The organism is uncultured Bacteroides sp., assembly GCF_905207245.1.
Lineage (GTDB): Bacteria > Bacteroidota > Bacteroidia > Bacteroidales > Bacteroidaceae > Bacteroides.
In genome coordinates this window covers 49041-63997 of the sequence record NZ_CAJLKP010000028.1, presented here as the reverse complement: position 1 = coordinate 63997, position 14957 = coordinate 49041, and the positions used below count along the sequence as shown (strand labels likewise).

The window sequence follows — 14957 nt, the reverse complement described above, 5'->3', positions numbered from 1 at the left end:
GACAAGTTGACAAGGAAACAAGGTTCCATGCGGCATAGAAGCATTGCGCAGCCCCCTTGTCTCCTTGTCAACTTGTCCCCTTGTCAACTCAATTACCTTCTTTCCTTTCTTTCCTTTAATGAATTCCTCTCCTGTTTTCCATATCATGATATCGTTTCTCTTTGCTGTAACATAGTGTTTAGGTTGGTCTTTTGCTTAAAGTGTTAATGAATGTATTTGCCCGATAAAGGGATAATAAGCTTTTTTAGGCTCTAACAGATGGGTTACATATTTTTTGCAGTACGTTACCACCTCACGTTTTCTTGTGTTTATATAGCATTTTTATATTCTTTTTTCTTATACTTTTTTCTTCTCAAACAGACTGTTATTACTGAAAAAACTTCTTGAATTTATGATGCTTTGCTCGTTTGTAATCTATTTGTTCATAAATAGTTATAGACGAATCTGTAATGCCATCAAAGAAAAATGTAACATTGAAAATAAAGATGTAATGCTATCAAAAAACTGTGTAGCATAATCATGTCAACTGTTTCATTTTAGTTGGATACATTTGTTGCCGTGAAGAAGCCTGTTCTAATGATTGGAAAACACCAAGTGAAAAACGCTTTCCTCTCGAGAATAGTCCTAAATGTGAAGAAATGTAGCAATAATATAAACGCTAATAATTTATCTATTAATCTTAAAGGCTAATTAATGTATGAAATGCAAGTATGATGACAGTTAAGGCTATCCCTGAAATAGCTAAGTAAAAGAGAATGTAGTTATTAATATCTTAAACTAATGGTAATGAAAAATGTAACAAAGAAAATTCAAAAGATTCCTTACCTATTCTTTTTGTTGCTATTGAGTTGTCTGCCAACTTTAGCACAAAATGGGGTAACTGTAAAAGGAACAGTATTGGACGGTAACGGCGAAACGGTTATCGGAGCTTCCATCGTAGTGAAAGGAAATAATTCAATAGGTACGATATCAGATATAGATGGAAACTTTACGTTGGCTGTTCCCAACGACAATGTAACTCTTGTTGTTTCATTTATCGGTATGACAACACAAGAAGTCAGAGCAACGGCACAGAAGCCAATTAGAGTTGTATTGGAAGATGACAGCCAACAACTGGAAGAAGTAGTAGTGGTAGGTTTCGGACAGCAGAAAAAGGCCTCGGTGGTAGGTGCTATTGCACAGACCAATTCGAAGGCTTTGGAACGTACTGGTGGTGTGACAAGTTTAGGTCAGGCACTGACCGGTAATCTTCCGGGTGTAGTAACTATGACCACAACAGGTAAGCCGGGTGATGAAGACCCGAAAATCACTATCCGTGGTGTAACATCGTGGAACTCAAGCGACCCGCTGGTGCTGGTGGACGGTGTAGAACGTCCCATGTCATCAGTGGATATCAATTCTGTAGCAACCATCTCGGTATTGAAAGACGCATCGGCAACAGCCGTATTCGGTGTACGTGGTGCCAATGGTGTAATCTTGATTACCACCAAGCGTGGTGAAGAAGGTAAGGCAGTAATCAACATCAATGCCAGTACGACATTGAAGACGTACTCTAAACTGCCTGATATGATGGATTCGTATGATGCACTCGACCTTCGTAATAAATCTATAATGAGTGAGTTGGCGTATCATCCCGATTCTTGGAGCTACTACCTGACGCAGGACAGATTGAACAAATACCGCCATCCCGCCAATCTAGCCGAAGCTGAACGCTACCCCAATGTAGACTGGGTGGACTATCTGCTGAAGGATGTGGCTACATCGTATAATGCCAACGTAAATATCAGTGGCGGTACGAAATTCGTGAAATACTTTGCTGCCGTAGACTTTGCGCACGAGGGTGATATATATAAGAAGGTAACCAACACAAAAGGTTACGACCCCGGATTCAGCTACGACCGTATCAATGTGCGAAGCAACCTCGACTTCAACCTGACGAAGACTACTAAACTGCGCGTCAACCTCTCCGGGTCGCACGCAGTGAAGAAGGCCACGCAGGGGCAGTATGAAAATCTGGTGTGGAGTGCTTTCTATGGTATTGCTCCCGACTCGTTTATGCCTGTATATAGCGATGGTACTTTCGGATATTACAAACCTAACGAGACTCAGGCTGCTACTAATAGTTATGAGGACCTTAGTGTAAACGGTATCGGCTATACCACCGACGACCGTTTGAATACTGACTTTACTCTCGAACAGGATCTTGGTTTCCTACTTAAGGGATTGAACGTACAGGCTAAGCTGGCTTTTGATAATGCTTTCCGTGAAACAGGCCGTGGCGTGGATGATACGACTGACTGGGAAGCTGAAGCTCACAAATGGATTGATCCTGATACTGGTATTGAGTATACCAATACCAGTACAGATGCCTTATATAAGTTCGACTTCAAGAACAACAATGCATGGAAGACCGGTGCCGGTTCTGTTCAAAACTGGGCTACATACCGTCGTATGAACTACTCCGCACAGTTGAACTACTCCAATAAGTTTGGCAATCATACGGTGGGTGGTATGGGTAACTTCAGCCGTGAGCAGTATGCCACCGGTAGCGAACAACCTCACTATCGTGAAAACTGGGTGTTCCGTGCTACCTACGATTATGCCAGCCGCTATATGGTAGAGTATAACGGTGCCTACAACGGTTCTGAAATCTTTGCCAAAGAAAATCGTTTTGCTTTCTTCAATTCAGGTGCCATCGGTTGGATGGTTTCGGAAGAACCTTTGGTGAAGAAACTGAATCTGAAGTGGCTCGATATGCTGAAGTTGCGTGCTTCGTATGGTGAGATTGGAGATGACAACGTAAACGGACGTTGGCTCTATATGGACACTTGGAGCAATGGTGGCAGCTATCGCCAGTCGTTGACAGGAGTAGATCCTGCCAAGAGTCCATACTCATGGTGGCAACAAAGTCAGTTGGGTAATCCCAACCTGCAGTGGGAAGTGGCTACCAAGCTGGATATCGCTGCCGACTTCGCCCTCTTTGGCGGAGTAATCTCCGGTTCATTCGACTATTTTAAGGAGAAACGTACCGACATCTTGATTACTGGTGGAAACCGTGCCGTTCCTTCCTATTTCGGTGCATCTGCTCCCGTGGCCAACCTTGGTAAGGTAGACAGTGAAGGTTTTGAGCTCGACATACGCTGGAACAAGCAACTGAATGACAACTGGCGTATTTGGGGTAATGCCTCGCTGACCCATGCCGTGAGCAAGATTAAGGAAGCGGATGATCCTCTCCTGAAGCCCGAATATCAGAAAAAGGCCGGTAAGTCTATCGGACAAACCTACTCATACGTAGATCATGGCTATTACAACAGCTGGGATGAACTTTATGGCAGTACGGCACACGATGAATATGATAGCGGTCGTAAACCCGGTAATTATATCATTCTTGATTACGATGCCGATGGCGTTATTTCCGTAAACGATAACATACCATACGGTTTCACTGATACTCCGCAGAATACGATGAACCTTCAGGTAGGTTTCGACTACAAAGGTTGGAGTTTCTTCGTTCAATTCTATGGTGTGAACAACGTAAACCGTTCGGTAGGACTTTCCAGCTTGGGCGGCACTCGCAACACTGCTTTCCACGAAGGCAGCTACTGGAGTCCCGACAATCAGACAGCTGATGTGCCTCTGCCTCGCTGGCTGAACCAGACAAGCAAGTATACCGATGGTACTCGTTTCCTTTTCGACGGTTCATATATGCGTTTGAAGTATGCCGAATTGTCTTACACCTTCTCTAAAGAGAAATGGCTGAAGGCTTCAGGATTGAGCAGCTTGAAGTTGTTTGTAAATGGTAACAACCTCTTCCTCTGGACCGATATGCCCGACGATCGTGAGTCGAATACCGGTGGATGGAGTGCTTATCCCACTCAACGTCGTTTCAATTTAGGTTTTAAAATCACACTTTAATCCGAAAGCAAGATGAAAAATAAGATTATTTACATACTATTTGCATTCTTCTCTGCCGGTCTCATGTTTACTTCATGTACCGACTATCTGGACAGGGATTCTGACTCTGTACTTTCTCGAGAAGACGCGTTTAAAAACTTCAATAACTTCCAAGGATTTGTTGAAGTGATCTACAACGTTATCCCGGATGTAGCCAAGCACTATTGGGTAAGTTCTTTCAACTGGGGTGACGATGAGGTTATTACAACCGGAAACGGTGAATATCTGATGGGTTATGCCATTGATGGTGGTAATTACCGTAGTTATTTCAACAAAGGCGATTGCTTCCTGGATAGAAGTTGGAAAGTAGATGGCGATCGGTTTGCTAAGTCCCTTTGGGGTGGTGGATGGTATGCTATCCGTCAGGCCAACCTTGGTATTGAAGCCCTGGAGAACGGTATGTTGAAAGATGCCACACAAGAGGAGCGTGAATTTATTGAAGGTCAGCTTTACTTCTTCCGTGCCTGGACTTATTTCCAGCTAACAACCTATTGGGGTGGTTTGCCTTATATGCTGAAGCCTCTTGCTCCCGATGCTCAGTTTAACTTGCCGCGTGAAAGCTATCAAGAAAATGCTGAGAAGATGGCAGCCGACTTCCAGCGTGCTGCTGACCTGCTTCCTATTGATTGGGATAACACTACTACAGGTAATCGTACCAAGGGTAACAATGCTTTCCGTCCCAACAAGATTTGGGCGCTCTCTTATTTAGGTAAGACTTTGCTTTATGCAGGTAGCCCCTTAATGCAGAATGGTGGCGAAAATAACAATCGTTCTTACAATGCTGACTATTGCAAGCGTGCTGCCGAAGTATTGGGCACAGTGCTTAATATGGTAGAAGCTGGTCAAACTCAATATGCTATGGTAAGCTTCGATAAATACAGTTCACTGTTTTATACCAAAGAACAGAACTGGTTGATGCCCGGTGGTACGGAGGCCATTATGCGCAGCCCTACTTTCGGTGCCGACTCATACTGGCGTCAGATGAACTCCTACCAGCTTGCAGCTATTTGCGAAGGTGACGGTATTATTCTCTGTCCTGCTGCCAACTATGTAAACTACTTTGGTATGGCAAATGGTCTGCCTCTTAATGACCCTCAATCTGAGTTCAATGATGAACAACCTTGGAAAGGCCGCGATCCGCGCTTCTATAATAACTTTATTTATGACGGTGTGCAGATGATTAAGGCACCATCAGACAATAACAAGCAATATCAGTACGCCAACTTTTATGATGGCGGTAATTGCTGTAACGATCCTCGCACTACCAGTCGTACGGGTTACTTCAATTACAAGTTCATCCCGGTGGGTGCCAATAAGGATGATAATGACTATGGTTATGGTAAGGCTACTCACTTCCATTTGTCTTGGTTGCGTCTGGCAGAAGTATATCTGTTGTATGCCGAGGCTGTTGCCCAAGGTTATGGTTCGCCTACTGCTAAGGCTACCACTTTCACAAAGAGTGCCGTTGATGCAGTCAATGTAGTTCGCGAACGTGCAGGTGTGGAAGGTGTTGCTACTGCTTACACCGCTGACTTGGAAAAATTCATGGGTGAGGTTCGCCGTGAGCGTGCCGTTGAGTTGGCTTTCGAAGGCCATCGATTTAACGACTTGCGTCGCTGGAAACTGCTGACCGAGTATCCTTATAATATCAAGACCATGCAGAAGTTTGACCGTGCAGAGGAATTCGATCCTGCAGCCGATCCTAAAGAACGCAAGGTACGCAATTTCCGCGAAGTGGTTGTGACAGAGCGCAAGCTTTCGGGCAAGCACTATTGGTTACCGTTTAAGACAGACGATGTGACAATGTATCCGGAGTTCTACCAAAATCCCGGCTGGTAATGGTTTTATTAACGTAAAAACTCTAATCAAATGAAACATATATATAAAGGACTTGTATTTTGTGCGGCGTTGGCTTTTGCTAACACACCTGCTGCCGCTCAAGAGACGCTGGCCGACTTGGTGGAAGCTATCCAAACCGATACGCTGCCAAAGGTACAAGTGGCATTCCGTTCCGTAGATCGAAACGATCTGTTGGGAGGAGTATCGGTCATCGATATGAAGGAAATGTCAGAAAAAGCATATTCGAACAATAGTTTGGGCTTTGTAGACAATGCGGTAGGTGGTTTCAACGGTAACATCTGGGGAAACACCGAATACCTCGTTATCATAGATGGTATGGTGCGTGATGCAAACAACGTGCTTCCTCACGAGATAGACCAGATTACGCTTTTAAAAGGAGCCTCGGCTGTAGTGCTCTATGGTCCGCGTGCAGCCAAAGGTGTTATCTCCATCACCACCAAGCGTGGTGAGATAGGCGATCTCAGAATAAACATTCATGCCAATTCCGGCTTCTACACTCCTAAGTCTTATCCCAAATATTTGGGTTCGGCAGAGTATATGACCCTCTACAACGAGGCTCGTGTGAATGATGGCCAGGCTATCAACTACTCACCTGAAACGATTTATAATCATGCATCCGGATCGAATCCCTATCGCTACCCCAATTTTGATATGTACTCTTCGGACTATCTGAAGAAAGCATACAACCGTTCTGAAGCGATAGCCGAAATCTCTGGCGGTAGTGGGAAGGTGAGGTATTACACTACTACAGGTTATTATCGCGAGTCATCGCTCTTGAAGGTGGGAAAAACGGAAGATAATTACATTAGCCGTTTCTTCGTTCGCGGTAATGTGGATATGGAGTTGCACAAACTTATCAAAGCACAGGCCGATGCCAATGTTACTTTCTATGATTCGTATGCTGCCAGTGTAGATTGGTGGGGACAAGCCGCCACGTTGCGTCCGCACCTGGTGACTCCGTTCATCCCTCTGAGCTATATCGAAGCGAATGATAAGAACTCATTGAACACGGTGCTCAACAGTAGCTACATTCAAGATGGCAAATTCTTCTTCGGTGGTACGCAGCAAAATCCCACCAATCCGGTGGCAGATGCATACGCAGCCGGTGACAGCAAGTTTGTGAGCCGTCAGTTCCAATTCAATACGCGCTTTGACATCAATCTTTCTCCATTGCTCAAAGGGCTTTATTTCCGTGCTAAATATGGTATTGACTATGCTTCTACCTATAATCAGGGATATAAAAGCAGTTATGCCACGTTTGCACCGGTATGGAGCAACTATAACGGAAAGGATGTCATCACGAGCATCACGCAGTATGGCAAGGACGAGAAGAGCGGCAGCGAAAACATCGATAATTCGGCTTATCGATACACCTACAATGTGTCGGGCCAGTTCGACTACCAACGCACTATCAATGCCGACCATAATATCTTCGGTATGGTTTTGGCCAATGCCTGGCAGACACAACAGAGTGGACGTTATCACCGCACTACCAATGCCAACTTAGGTTTTCAGGCATCGTATAACTATCAGCACAAATATTATGCTGACTTCAGTGCCGCAATGCCTTATTCTACCAAGTTGCCCGAAGGCAATCGCTTTGCTTTCTCTCCCACACTGACTTTGGGCTGGAACCTGGCTAAAGAATCGTTTATGGAAAACTCTATCTTCGATGACTTGATGCTTACTGCTTCGGCAGGTATTATCAATCAAGATCTCGATATCACTTCTTCTGAGAATGTAGACGGTTACTTCCTTTATAAGGCAGTGATTCAGTCGGGTGGATGGTACAGTTGGGGTGACAATGGCGGTTTGGCTGCCACTGAGTTCCAACGGGGCGATAACCTTGACATGACCTATGTGAAGCGTAAAGAGTTTACTGTAGGTTTGCGCGGTTCTTTGTTGAACAGGCTGTTAAATTTCGACTTCAACTTCTTCAGCAGTAAGATGGATGGCGGATTGGCCCGTACCAGTTCGTTGTATCCCAACTATTTCACCCAGACTGGCTATCCCACATCTTCTATCATTCCTTTCATAAACTACAATGAAGATAAGCGTACAGGTTTTGATTTCAGTGTGTATGCCAATAAAAAAGTGGGTGAAGTGAACCTTACCCTCGGTGTAAGCGGTATGTACTATAAGAGCATTGCCAAAAAGCGCGATGAAAACATAGAGTTCGACTATCTGTCGGCTATAGATCGTCCTTTGAACGGACACTGGGGCTTGCAGAGTGAAGGTTTCTTCCAAAGCCAAGCCGAAATTGAAAGTGCTCCTACGCAGACATTTGGTGACGTGAAGCCGGGCGATATCCGTTACAAAGACCAGAATAATGATGGTAAGATTGATAATAACGACCGCGTAATGCTGGGTCGCTGGGATTCTCCTTTCATGAGTGGTATCAACCTCACTGTAGCGTGGAAAGACTTTACCCTCTATGCCATGGGTAACCTCTATATAGGCGGTTATGGCATGAAAGACAATTCATACTATTGGGTAAAAGGTGATGGTAAGTACTCTGAAGAGGTGCGCAACCGCTGGACTCCCGAGACGGCAGCTACGGCTACCTATCCGAGACTGACAACCACCGACGGTGCCAACAATTACCGCACTTCGGACTTCTGGATGTACAAGAACGACCGCTTTAACCTTACTCAAGTTCAGCTGACTTACAAGATGCCTCAAAAAGTATTAAGAGGTACTTTCATCAAAGGTTTGAGCTTCTTTGCCAATGCAAACAACCTGCTCACCATTGCGAAAGAACGCAAAGCGCTGGAACTGAACGTAGGCGGTGCGCCTCAGACACGTTTCTACCAACTTGGTTTCAAGGGCACGTTCTAAGGAAAAGATTAATTGAATACTTTAAAAAAATAAGAAGTTATGAAACTGAAAAATATAATCTTATCAGCGGCATTATTGATGGCATTCTCTGCTTGCGACGACTTGTTTGAGCCGGCGATAGAGAACCACAAACAGACGTCCGATTTGGAGAATATGCCTTCGTGGGCTGTTGGTCTGTTGGGCCATGCTTATATCAGTAATCCGCTGGGTGAAAACGCTAATTCCTGGAAGTTTACTGATGTAGCTACTGATGACGCTGTGTCCAATGACATCGGAAATAATTATCTGAAGATGGCTACCGGTTCCTGGCGTTCGGACAACAATCCTGTGGATAATTGGCAATACCTGCGTGCCTCATGGCAATACCTCAACCAATTTCTGGAAATATCCGAGAATGTGGAGTGGGCCAAAGACAAAGTGGCTTCCGACCTTTTCAAAGTGCGTTTCCAAGGTGATGCATACGGTATGCGTGCACTTTATATGTATCATTTGTTGCTGAGCTGTGGCGGATATGGTGAAGACGGACAGTTGTTGGGCATACCCATCCTGCTGGAGTCGGAAACCACTACTTCGGACTTTAACAAGCCGCGCAACACCTTCAGTGAGTGTATTGAGCAACTGAACAGAGACGTGGAGAAAGCCATCGAAATGCTCCCCGATGAGTATGGTGATTTGGCGGAAGGTAGTGTGCCCCCCGCAAAATATGCTCAGATGGGCGCCGACCTTGCCCAGTACAACCGTGTGTTTGGTGACCATGCCAAGAATCGTATGAGCGCCCGTGTGGCTCGTGCCGTTCGTGCCCAGGCTGCTCTGCTTGCTGCCAGTCCTGCCTATAGTGCAGGATCTGGGGTAACTTGGGAGCAGGCTGCCAACAGTATGGCCGAAGTGCTGGCCAATCTTGGCAGTGACCCTATTGCTAATATCGACCCCACGGGTAACAAGTGGTACGAAGAAGCCAACGCTATCAAAGAAATGAAGGCAGGCTACAACCGTCCCGAATTCTTGTGGCGAAGTAACAAGAACGAGAGCGCCGATCTTGAAAAGGATCAGTATCCTCCTTCTCTCTTCGGTAAGGGACGTGTAAATCCTTCACAAAATCTGGTAGATGCATTCCCTGCTGCGAACGGTTATCCCATCAACGACCCGCTGAGCGAATACGATGATAAAAAACCGTATGCCAATCGCGACCCTCGCCTAACTATGTACATCATCTATAATGGTAGCAAAGCCGGTAATGCAAGTAGTGTCATCACTACTGCTGTAGACGGTACCAACAATGATGCCATGAACAAGTTTGACGGTGCTTCTACGCGTACTGGATATTACTTGCGCAAGTTTCTGGATATGAACGTGAATGCTAATCCCAGCAACACCACCAATGGCTATCATGTCAAACCTTGGATTCGCTACACCGAAATCTTCCTGGGTTATGCCGAAGCAGCCAACGAGGCTTGGGGACCGCAAGGCAAGGGCACACACAGCTACTCGGCCTACGACGTGGTTAAGGCTATCCGCAAGCGTGCCGGTGTTGGTGTAGATGGTGCAGACCCCTATCTGGAGTCGATAAAAGGAGACCAGGACAAAATGCGTGAACTCATCCGCAACGAGCGTCGTCTGGAGCTTTGCTTCGAAGGTTTCCGCTTTTGGGATTTGCGCCGCTGGAAGGTAGACCTCAGCAAGCTGAACGAAACCGTAAAGGGCATGAAGATTACGGGAACCAACTATGAGGTGGTAGATGTGGAAAGACGCGACTACAAGGATTACATGTACTACGGTCCTGTGCCTTATAGCGAAGTGTTGAAGTTTGATGCTCTCATCCAGAACAAAGGATGGTAAATAACAGACTGTATGTAACGAATTTATATAAACTGAATAAATGAAAAGTGTAATGAAAAAATCATTCCTTATAATAGCCGCTATGGCGGGTGTCTTATTCACAGCATGCGAAAACGGTGACTGGGACTTTCCCGACTACAAATATTCTGCGGTTTACTTTGCTTATCAAAGCCCCAACCGTACCATCACCCTAGGTGAAGATGAAACGGTGGATAACTCAATGGACAATGAACATAAATGCCAGATTATGGCCACCATAGGCGGTATATACGAGAACAAGAAGAATGTGGAAATCGGCATCCGGGTAGACAACTCGTTGTGCGATGGTTTTGTTTTCGAAAGCACTAAAAGTGATTTGGAGCCTCTGCCTTCTACGCACTATACGCTGAGCGATGACAAGATCGTTATCCAGAAGGGTAAAGTGCTGGGTGGTGTCACTGTGAATTTGACCGATGCCTTCTTCAACGACCCTAAGTCAACGAAGTTGAACTATGTTATTCCGGTAGTGATGACCGGTGTGCAGAATGCCGATACCATCTTGGAGGGAAAGCCTTCGGTTGCTACTCCGCATCGCTTAAATAAGGACGATTGGGAAGTGCAATCCAAAGACTATGTTCTCTATGCTGTGAAGTACATCAGTAAGTACGATTCGCATTATCTGCGTCGGGGTGTTGATACTTATAGTGGCAACAAAACCGGAACGGAGATTCGTCATGCTGCTTATGTAGAGAAGGATGAAACCATTAACGGATTCAGCACTGTAGGTCTGAACACAGTGCAGTGGGCACGTCCCACTAAAAATGCTGCCGGAGAGAATATTGAAAGCAATTTGTTGCTTAGCTTCGACGAAAGCGGGAATTGCACCATTACTTCAAACACCGAAGGCGTGGCAGCTACCGGTACGGGTAAATTTGTGGTTAAAGGTGACAAGAATAGCTGGGGCAACACAGATCGTGATGTGATCTATCTGGACTACACCATGGACTACGATGGCATCCATTGTGCAACGAAAGACACTTTGGTGGCTCACTACCGTGGCGTAAAGGCTGAATGGTTCACTCCCGTGAAGAAATAATGATAGGGTTTCTTATTAAAAAAAGTATTTATATGAAACATATAAAAAATATAATAGGTACAATGCTTTTAATGGCTGCGGCTATTGGTGTCTCTTCTTGTGTGGACGATAAGTTGTTGGCTTTCTCGGTAGAGAAACCAGCTTCCATTGCAGGCATGGAGTACCTCAATGACTATGATGTCTTGAAAAGTTATGTGAGCAACAGTGCCAATCCTGACTTTAAGTTGGGAATTGCATTGGCTGTAAACGACTATTTGAAATCAGGAATTGTGACACGTCTTGCCAATACCAATTTCCATGAAATGACGGCAGGCAATGCCATGAAATATGCATCATGTGTGGGTAATGATGGAACGATGAATTTTGATGCAGTGCAAAATTTTGTATCTGCGGCTAAAGCCGATGGTCTTACCATCTATGGACATACCTTGGCTTGGCATGCACAACAGAACAACAAGTATCTAAACGGATTGATTGCTCCGATACCTCTGCCTGTTGATCCTAATGCATCCAACAAGTTTTTGCATATTACAGTACCGGAAGCAGGGACTAATCCTTGGGATCGTGAAATTTATTATGATCTTGCTGAACCACTTGTAGTAGGTAAGGAATATGTGATTTCGATGAGGGCTAAGGCTACTTCAGCGGTATCCTATAATTTCTGGCCTGGTGTTATTGATGGTGATACGCAATATTTGCCTTCTTTTTCAGCTGATAATAAATGGGAGGAAACTTCCATAACGTTTACAGCGAATATTCCTATCAATCGTTTGCGTTTCTGTTTCGGTACGTTTCAAGGAGAACTTTGTTTTGATGATGTGACATTGTCTTCTGCTGATGATGAAAATCTTATTGAAGGCGGTACGTTTGATACTGAAGATTTATCCCGTTGGACAAGACCGGGCTGGATGACTTCATATTCCTATGAAATAGGCAAGGAAGGCAATGATAATGCTGGTTTTTGCTTGACAATGACTAATACGGAAAAGAAAAACAATAATTGGGATTCACAAGTGTGGTATCAATTTGCTTCACCGTTGACCGAAGGAAAAGCGTACACTTTTAGAGCCAAGGTCAAGGCAACTGATACATATAATTGTACTATATTTACGCAGTCTTCCAGTGGTGGTGCTCAAGGATATCCTGGTGGCTTAAATATTGGTGCCGAATGGGCAGATGTCAGTTTGACATTTACACCAGGGCATGGACAAGTGGATAAGTTTACCTTTAATTTTGGTGATTTTGTAGGAACCATTTATGTAGATGATGTTGTGTTCTCAGATGGGACGTCGGATATTTATACTTCCAGCTTTGAAAACCAGTCGATTGAGGGGTGGACCAGTTGGAGTGGCTATCAGGGATTGTCTGCTGAAGGTGAGGGGTATTCTTCTAATCAGACAAGTATTGAGCTAACTCCCGAAGAAAAGAAAGACACCCTTACTTGGGCTATGAACAACTGGGTAGAAGGTATGATGAAAGCTACCGATGGTTATGTAACTGCATGGGATGTAGTGAACGAAGCTATTTCCGGTGGTGGTAACGATGAAGGTTTCTATACCTTACAATCAGCCAGCAACGTTTCTCCCGAAGATGCCAAGAACAATTTCTATTGGCAAGACTATTTGGGTAATGTGGATTACGTACGCATTGTTGTAGCTGCCGCCCGCAAGTATTATGCAGAAAATGGTGGTACTGCTCCTTTGAAGCTCTTTGTCAATGACTACAATCTGGAATCTGATTGGGATGACAACAAGAAGGCTAAGAGCTTGGTGCATTGGATTGAGAAGTGGGAGGCTGATGATAAGACGAAGATTGACGGTATCGGCACACAGATGCATGTATCTTGCTATGCCAATGCTGTTACTCAGAAGAGTAAGGAAGAGCATGTGGTGCAGATGTTCGAAATTTTAGCTGCAAGTGGTAAACTCGTGAAGATTTCCGAACTTGATATGGGCTATGTAGATGAGAACGGTACCAGTGTGAAGACAGAGAATATGACCGAAGCTCAGCATAAAGCGATGGCAGAATACTATAAGTTCATCGTGAAGAAGTACTTCGAAATTATTCCTGCTGCCCAGCAGTATGGTATTACCCAGTGGTGTGCTACCGATGCTCCCAACGATTCTGGCTGGCGCGGTGGTGAACCCGTAGGTCTTTGGGATTCCAACTTCAGTCGTAAACATACCTATGCAGGTTTTGCTGATGGATTGGCTGGAAAATAATAGAGTTTTATAAGAAAAGGCAGCGGGGCATAGTGTGAAACCGCTGCCTTTTTGTTTTAATAAAAACCGAATAACAATGAAAAACATATTACTTATTTTGAGTTTGGTCATTTGGTGTGGTTGTAGTAGTGAAATTCCTTTTGATACTAATAAGACGGAAGATATGGCCGCTACAAGAACTACAAGTTCGGATAGTATATATTATTGGGGTTCTTTAGATTTGGACATAGTGGAGGACTTTATGATATATACGTTCTGTCGGTAATAGTCCAAGACAATACTTCTTTTCTGAGAAGTGGAAAAATCGTGTTGAAACAGCCGGGATCCAATAAAACATTAACAGATGGATATGAATCAGTTACGAGCTACAGGCTAATGAATTAAATGAAGTATCTTCCAAGCTTATAGTTGTTTCAGGTATATTTCCGCCGGAATGCCGATTGCCGATGAACAAGGAGTTTGGAAGAAAACTGAAAGATTGTAAAAAGAAAAAGAATATTGATGTATTGAAATACCTTGAAAACAAGCAATCTAATTTTAGGCAAGTGATGTTGCAAATGGAATATGTAAGAGATATGTGAAAAGCAAGTAATATATGTATACGAATATTCTTTTTGTATAAGAGGGGGGCGTTGATTATCAATGTGTAACAAAGTGTCAATTTCTTGTCGACAAGGAATTAAGAGTTTGTTGGCAAGAAGTTAACTTCCTGTCGACAAACTCCTAACTTCTTGTAAAAGAAGGAATAGCGGATTTTCGGTTTCTTTACATTGCGTGATTGGTAGGACGGATATATAGATGCTGTACATCCAGTAAGCAGTTATAGCTTCTCTATCTTTTCACAAGTCAGGCCGGTAATGTCTGCAATCAAGGTAGGATCCAATCCTTTCCCTTTCATTCGGCGAGCATTGGATAAACGTTCTTTCTCTATACCTTTTTCCATGCCTCTTCGTACAGCGCTGTTATAAAGCGTTTTCTCTACGCTTATAATATCCCAGCACTTTCATGAAAAAGTTATGCTGAGGTATCGCACATCTTCTGCAGAGATAATGCATCGAGTTGATAATCAGTAATATTTCCCGTGATTAATAAATAGTATAGGACTATGATGGAATGTTTCTGAAAGAAAATGTAACATGGGCATTAAAGATGTAACATCAGCGAACAACTAT

7 protein-coding genes are annotated in these 14957 nt (G+C 44.2%); 6 read left to right on the top strand and 1 reads right to left on the bottom strand.

What is annotated here, in order from left to right; all coding sequences use genetic code 11:
* Nucleotides 1-780 precede the first annotated feature (780 nt).
* Genes QZ135_RS10620 through QZ135_RS10595 form a run of 6 tightly spaced genes read left to right on the top strand, consistent with a single transcriptional unit; the run spans nt 781 to nt 13785 of the window.
* Nucleotides 781-3915, top strand: coding sequence for a TonB-dependent receptor (locus tag QZ135_RS10620; RefSeq protein WP_294608777.1), 3135 nt, complete (start codon nt 781-783; stop codon nt 3913-3915).
* A 12-nt stretch (nt 3916-3927) separates the two neighbouring features.
* Nucleotides 3928-5793 carry a RagB/SusD family nutrient uptake outer membrane protein gene (locus tag QZ135_RS10615; RefSeq protein WP_294608775.1) on the top strand — a complete coding sequence of 622 codons (1866 nt, stop codon included), beginning with the start codon at nt 3928-3930 and terminating at the stop codon, nt 5791-5793.
* A 30-nt stretch (nt 5794-5823) separates the two neighbouring features.
* Entirely contained in the window at nt 5824-8652 is a 2829-nt protein-coding gene (locus tag QZ135_RS10610; protein ID WP_294608773.1) for a SusC/RagA family TonB-linked outer membrane protein, read from the top strand.
* A 39-nt stretch (nt 8653-8691) separates the two neighbouring features.
* Complete coding sequence (locus QZ135_RS10605) at nt 8692-10488, top strand: RagB/SusD family nutrient uptake outer membrane protein (RefSeq protein ID WP_294608771.1); 1797 nt, start codon at nt 8692-8694, stop codon at nt 10486-10488.
* Between the two features lie 52 nt (nt 10489-10540).
* The gene (locus tag QZ135_RS10600) at nt 10541-11563 is read left to right on the top strand and encodes a DUF5627 domain-containing protein (protein WP_294608769.1); all 1023 of its coding nucleotides are present in this window, start codon (nt 10541-10543) and stop codon (nt 11561-11563) included.
* A 32-nt stretch (nt 11564-11595) separates the two neighbouring features.
* Entirely contained in the window at nt 11596-13785 is a 2190-nt protein-coding gene (locus QZ135_RS10595) for an endo-1,4-beta-xylanase (RefSeq protein WP_294608767.1), read from the top strand.
* A gap of 820 nt (nt 13786-14605) precedes the next feature.
* On the opposite strand, the gene QZ135_RS10590 is transcribed toward QZ135_RS10595, so the two are convergent.
* Nucleotides 14606-14728, bottom strand: coding sequence for a hypothetical protein (locus tag QZ135_RS10590; protein WP_294608765.1), 123 nt, complete (start codon nt 14726-14728; stop codon nt 14606-14608).
* Nucleotides 14729-14957 lie beyond the last annotated feature (229 nt).

What these genes read in the sequence shown, in the direction of transcription:
- QZ135_RS10610 (WP_294608773.1), top strand. Translation starts at nt 5,824, where the DNA reads ATGAAACATATATATAAAGGACTTGTATTTTGTGCGGCGTTGGCTTTT.
- QZ135_RS10605 (WP_294608771.1), top strand. Translation starts at nt 8,692, where the DNA reads ATGAAACTGAAAAATATAATCTTATCAGCGGCATTATTGATGGCATTC.
- QZ135_RS10590 (WP_294608765.1), bottom strand. Translation starts at nt 14,728, where the DNA reads ATGGAAAAAGGTATAGAGAAAGAACGTTTATCCAATGCTCGCCGAATG.
- QZ135_RS10600 (WP_294608769.1), top strand. Translation starts at nt 10,541, where the DNA reads ATGAAAAAATCATTCCTTATAATAGCCGCTATGGCGGGTGTCTTATTC.
- QZ135_RS10620 (WP_294608777.1), top strand. Translation starts at nt 781, where the DNA reads ATGGTAATGAAAAATGTAACAAAGAAAATTCAAAAGATTCCTTACCTA.
- QZ135_RS10595 (WP_294608767.1), top strand. Translation starts at nt 11,596, where the DNA reads ATGAAACATATAAAAAATATAATAGGTACAATGCTTTTAATGGCTGCG.
- QZ135_RS10615 (WP_294608775.1), top strand. Translation starts at nt 3,928, where the DNA reads ATGAAAAATAAGATTATTTACATACTATTTGCATTCTTCTCTGCCGGT.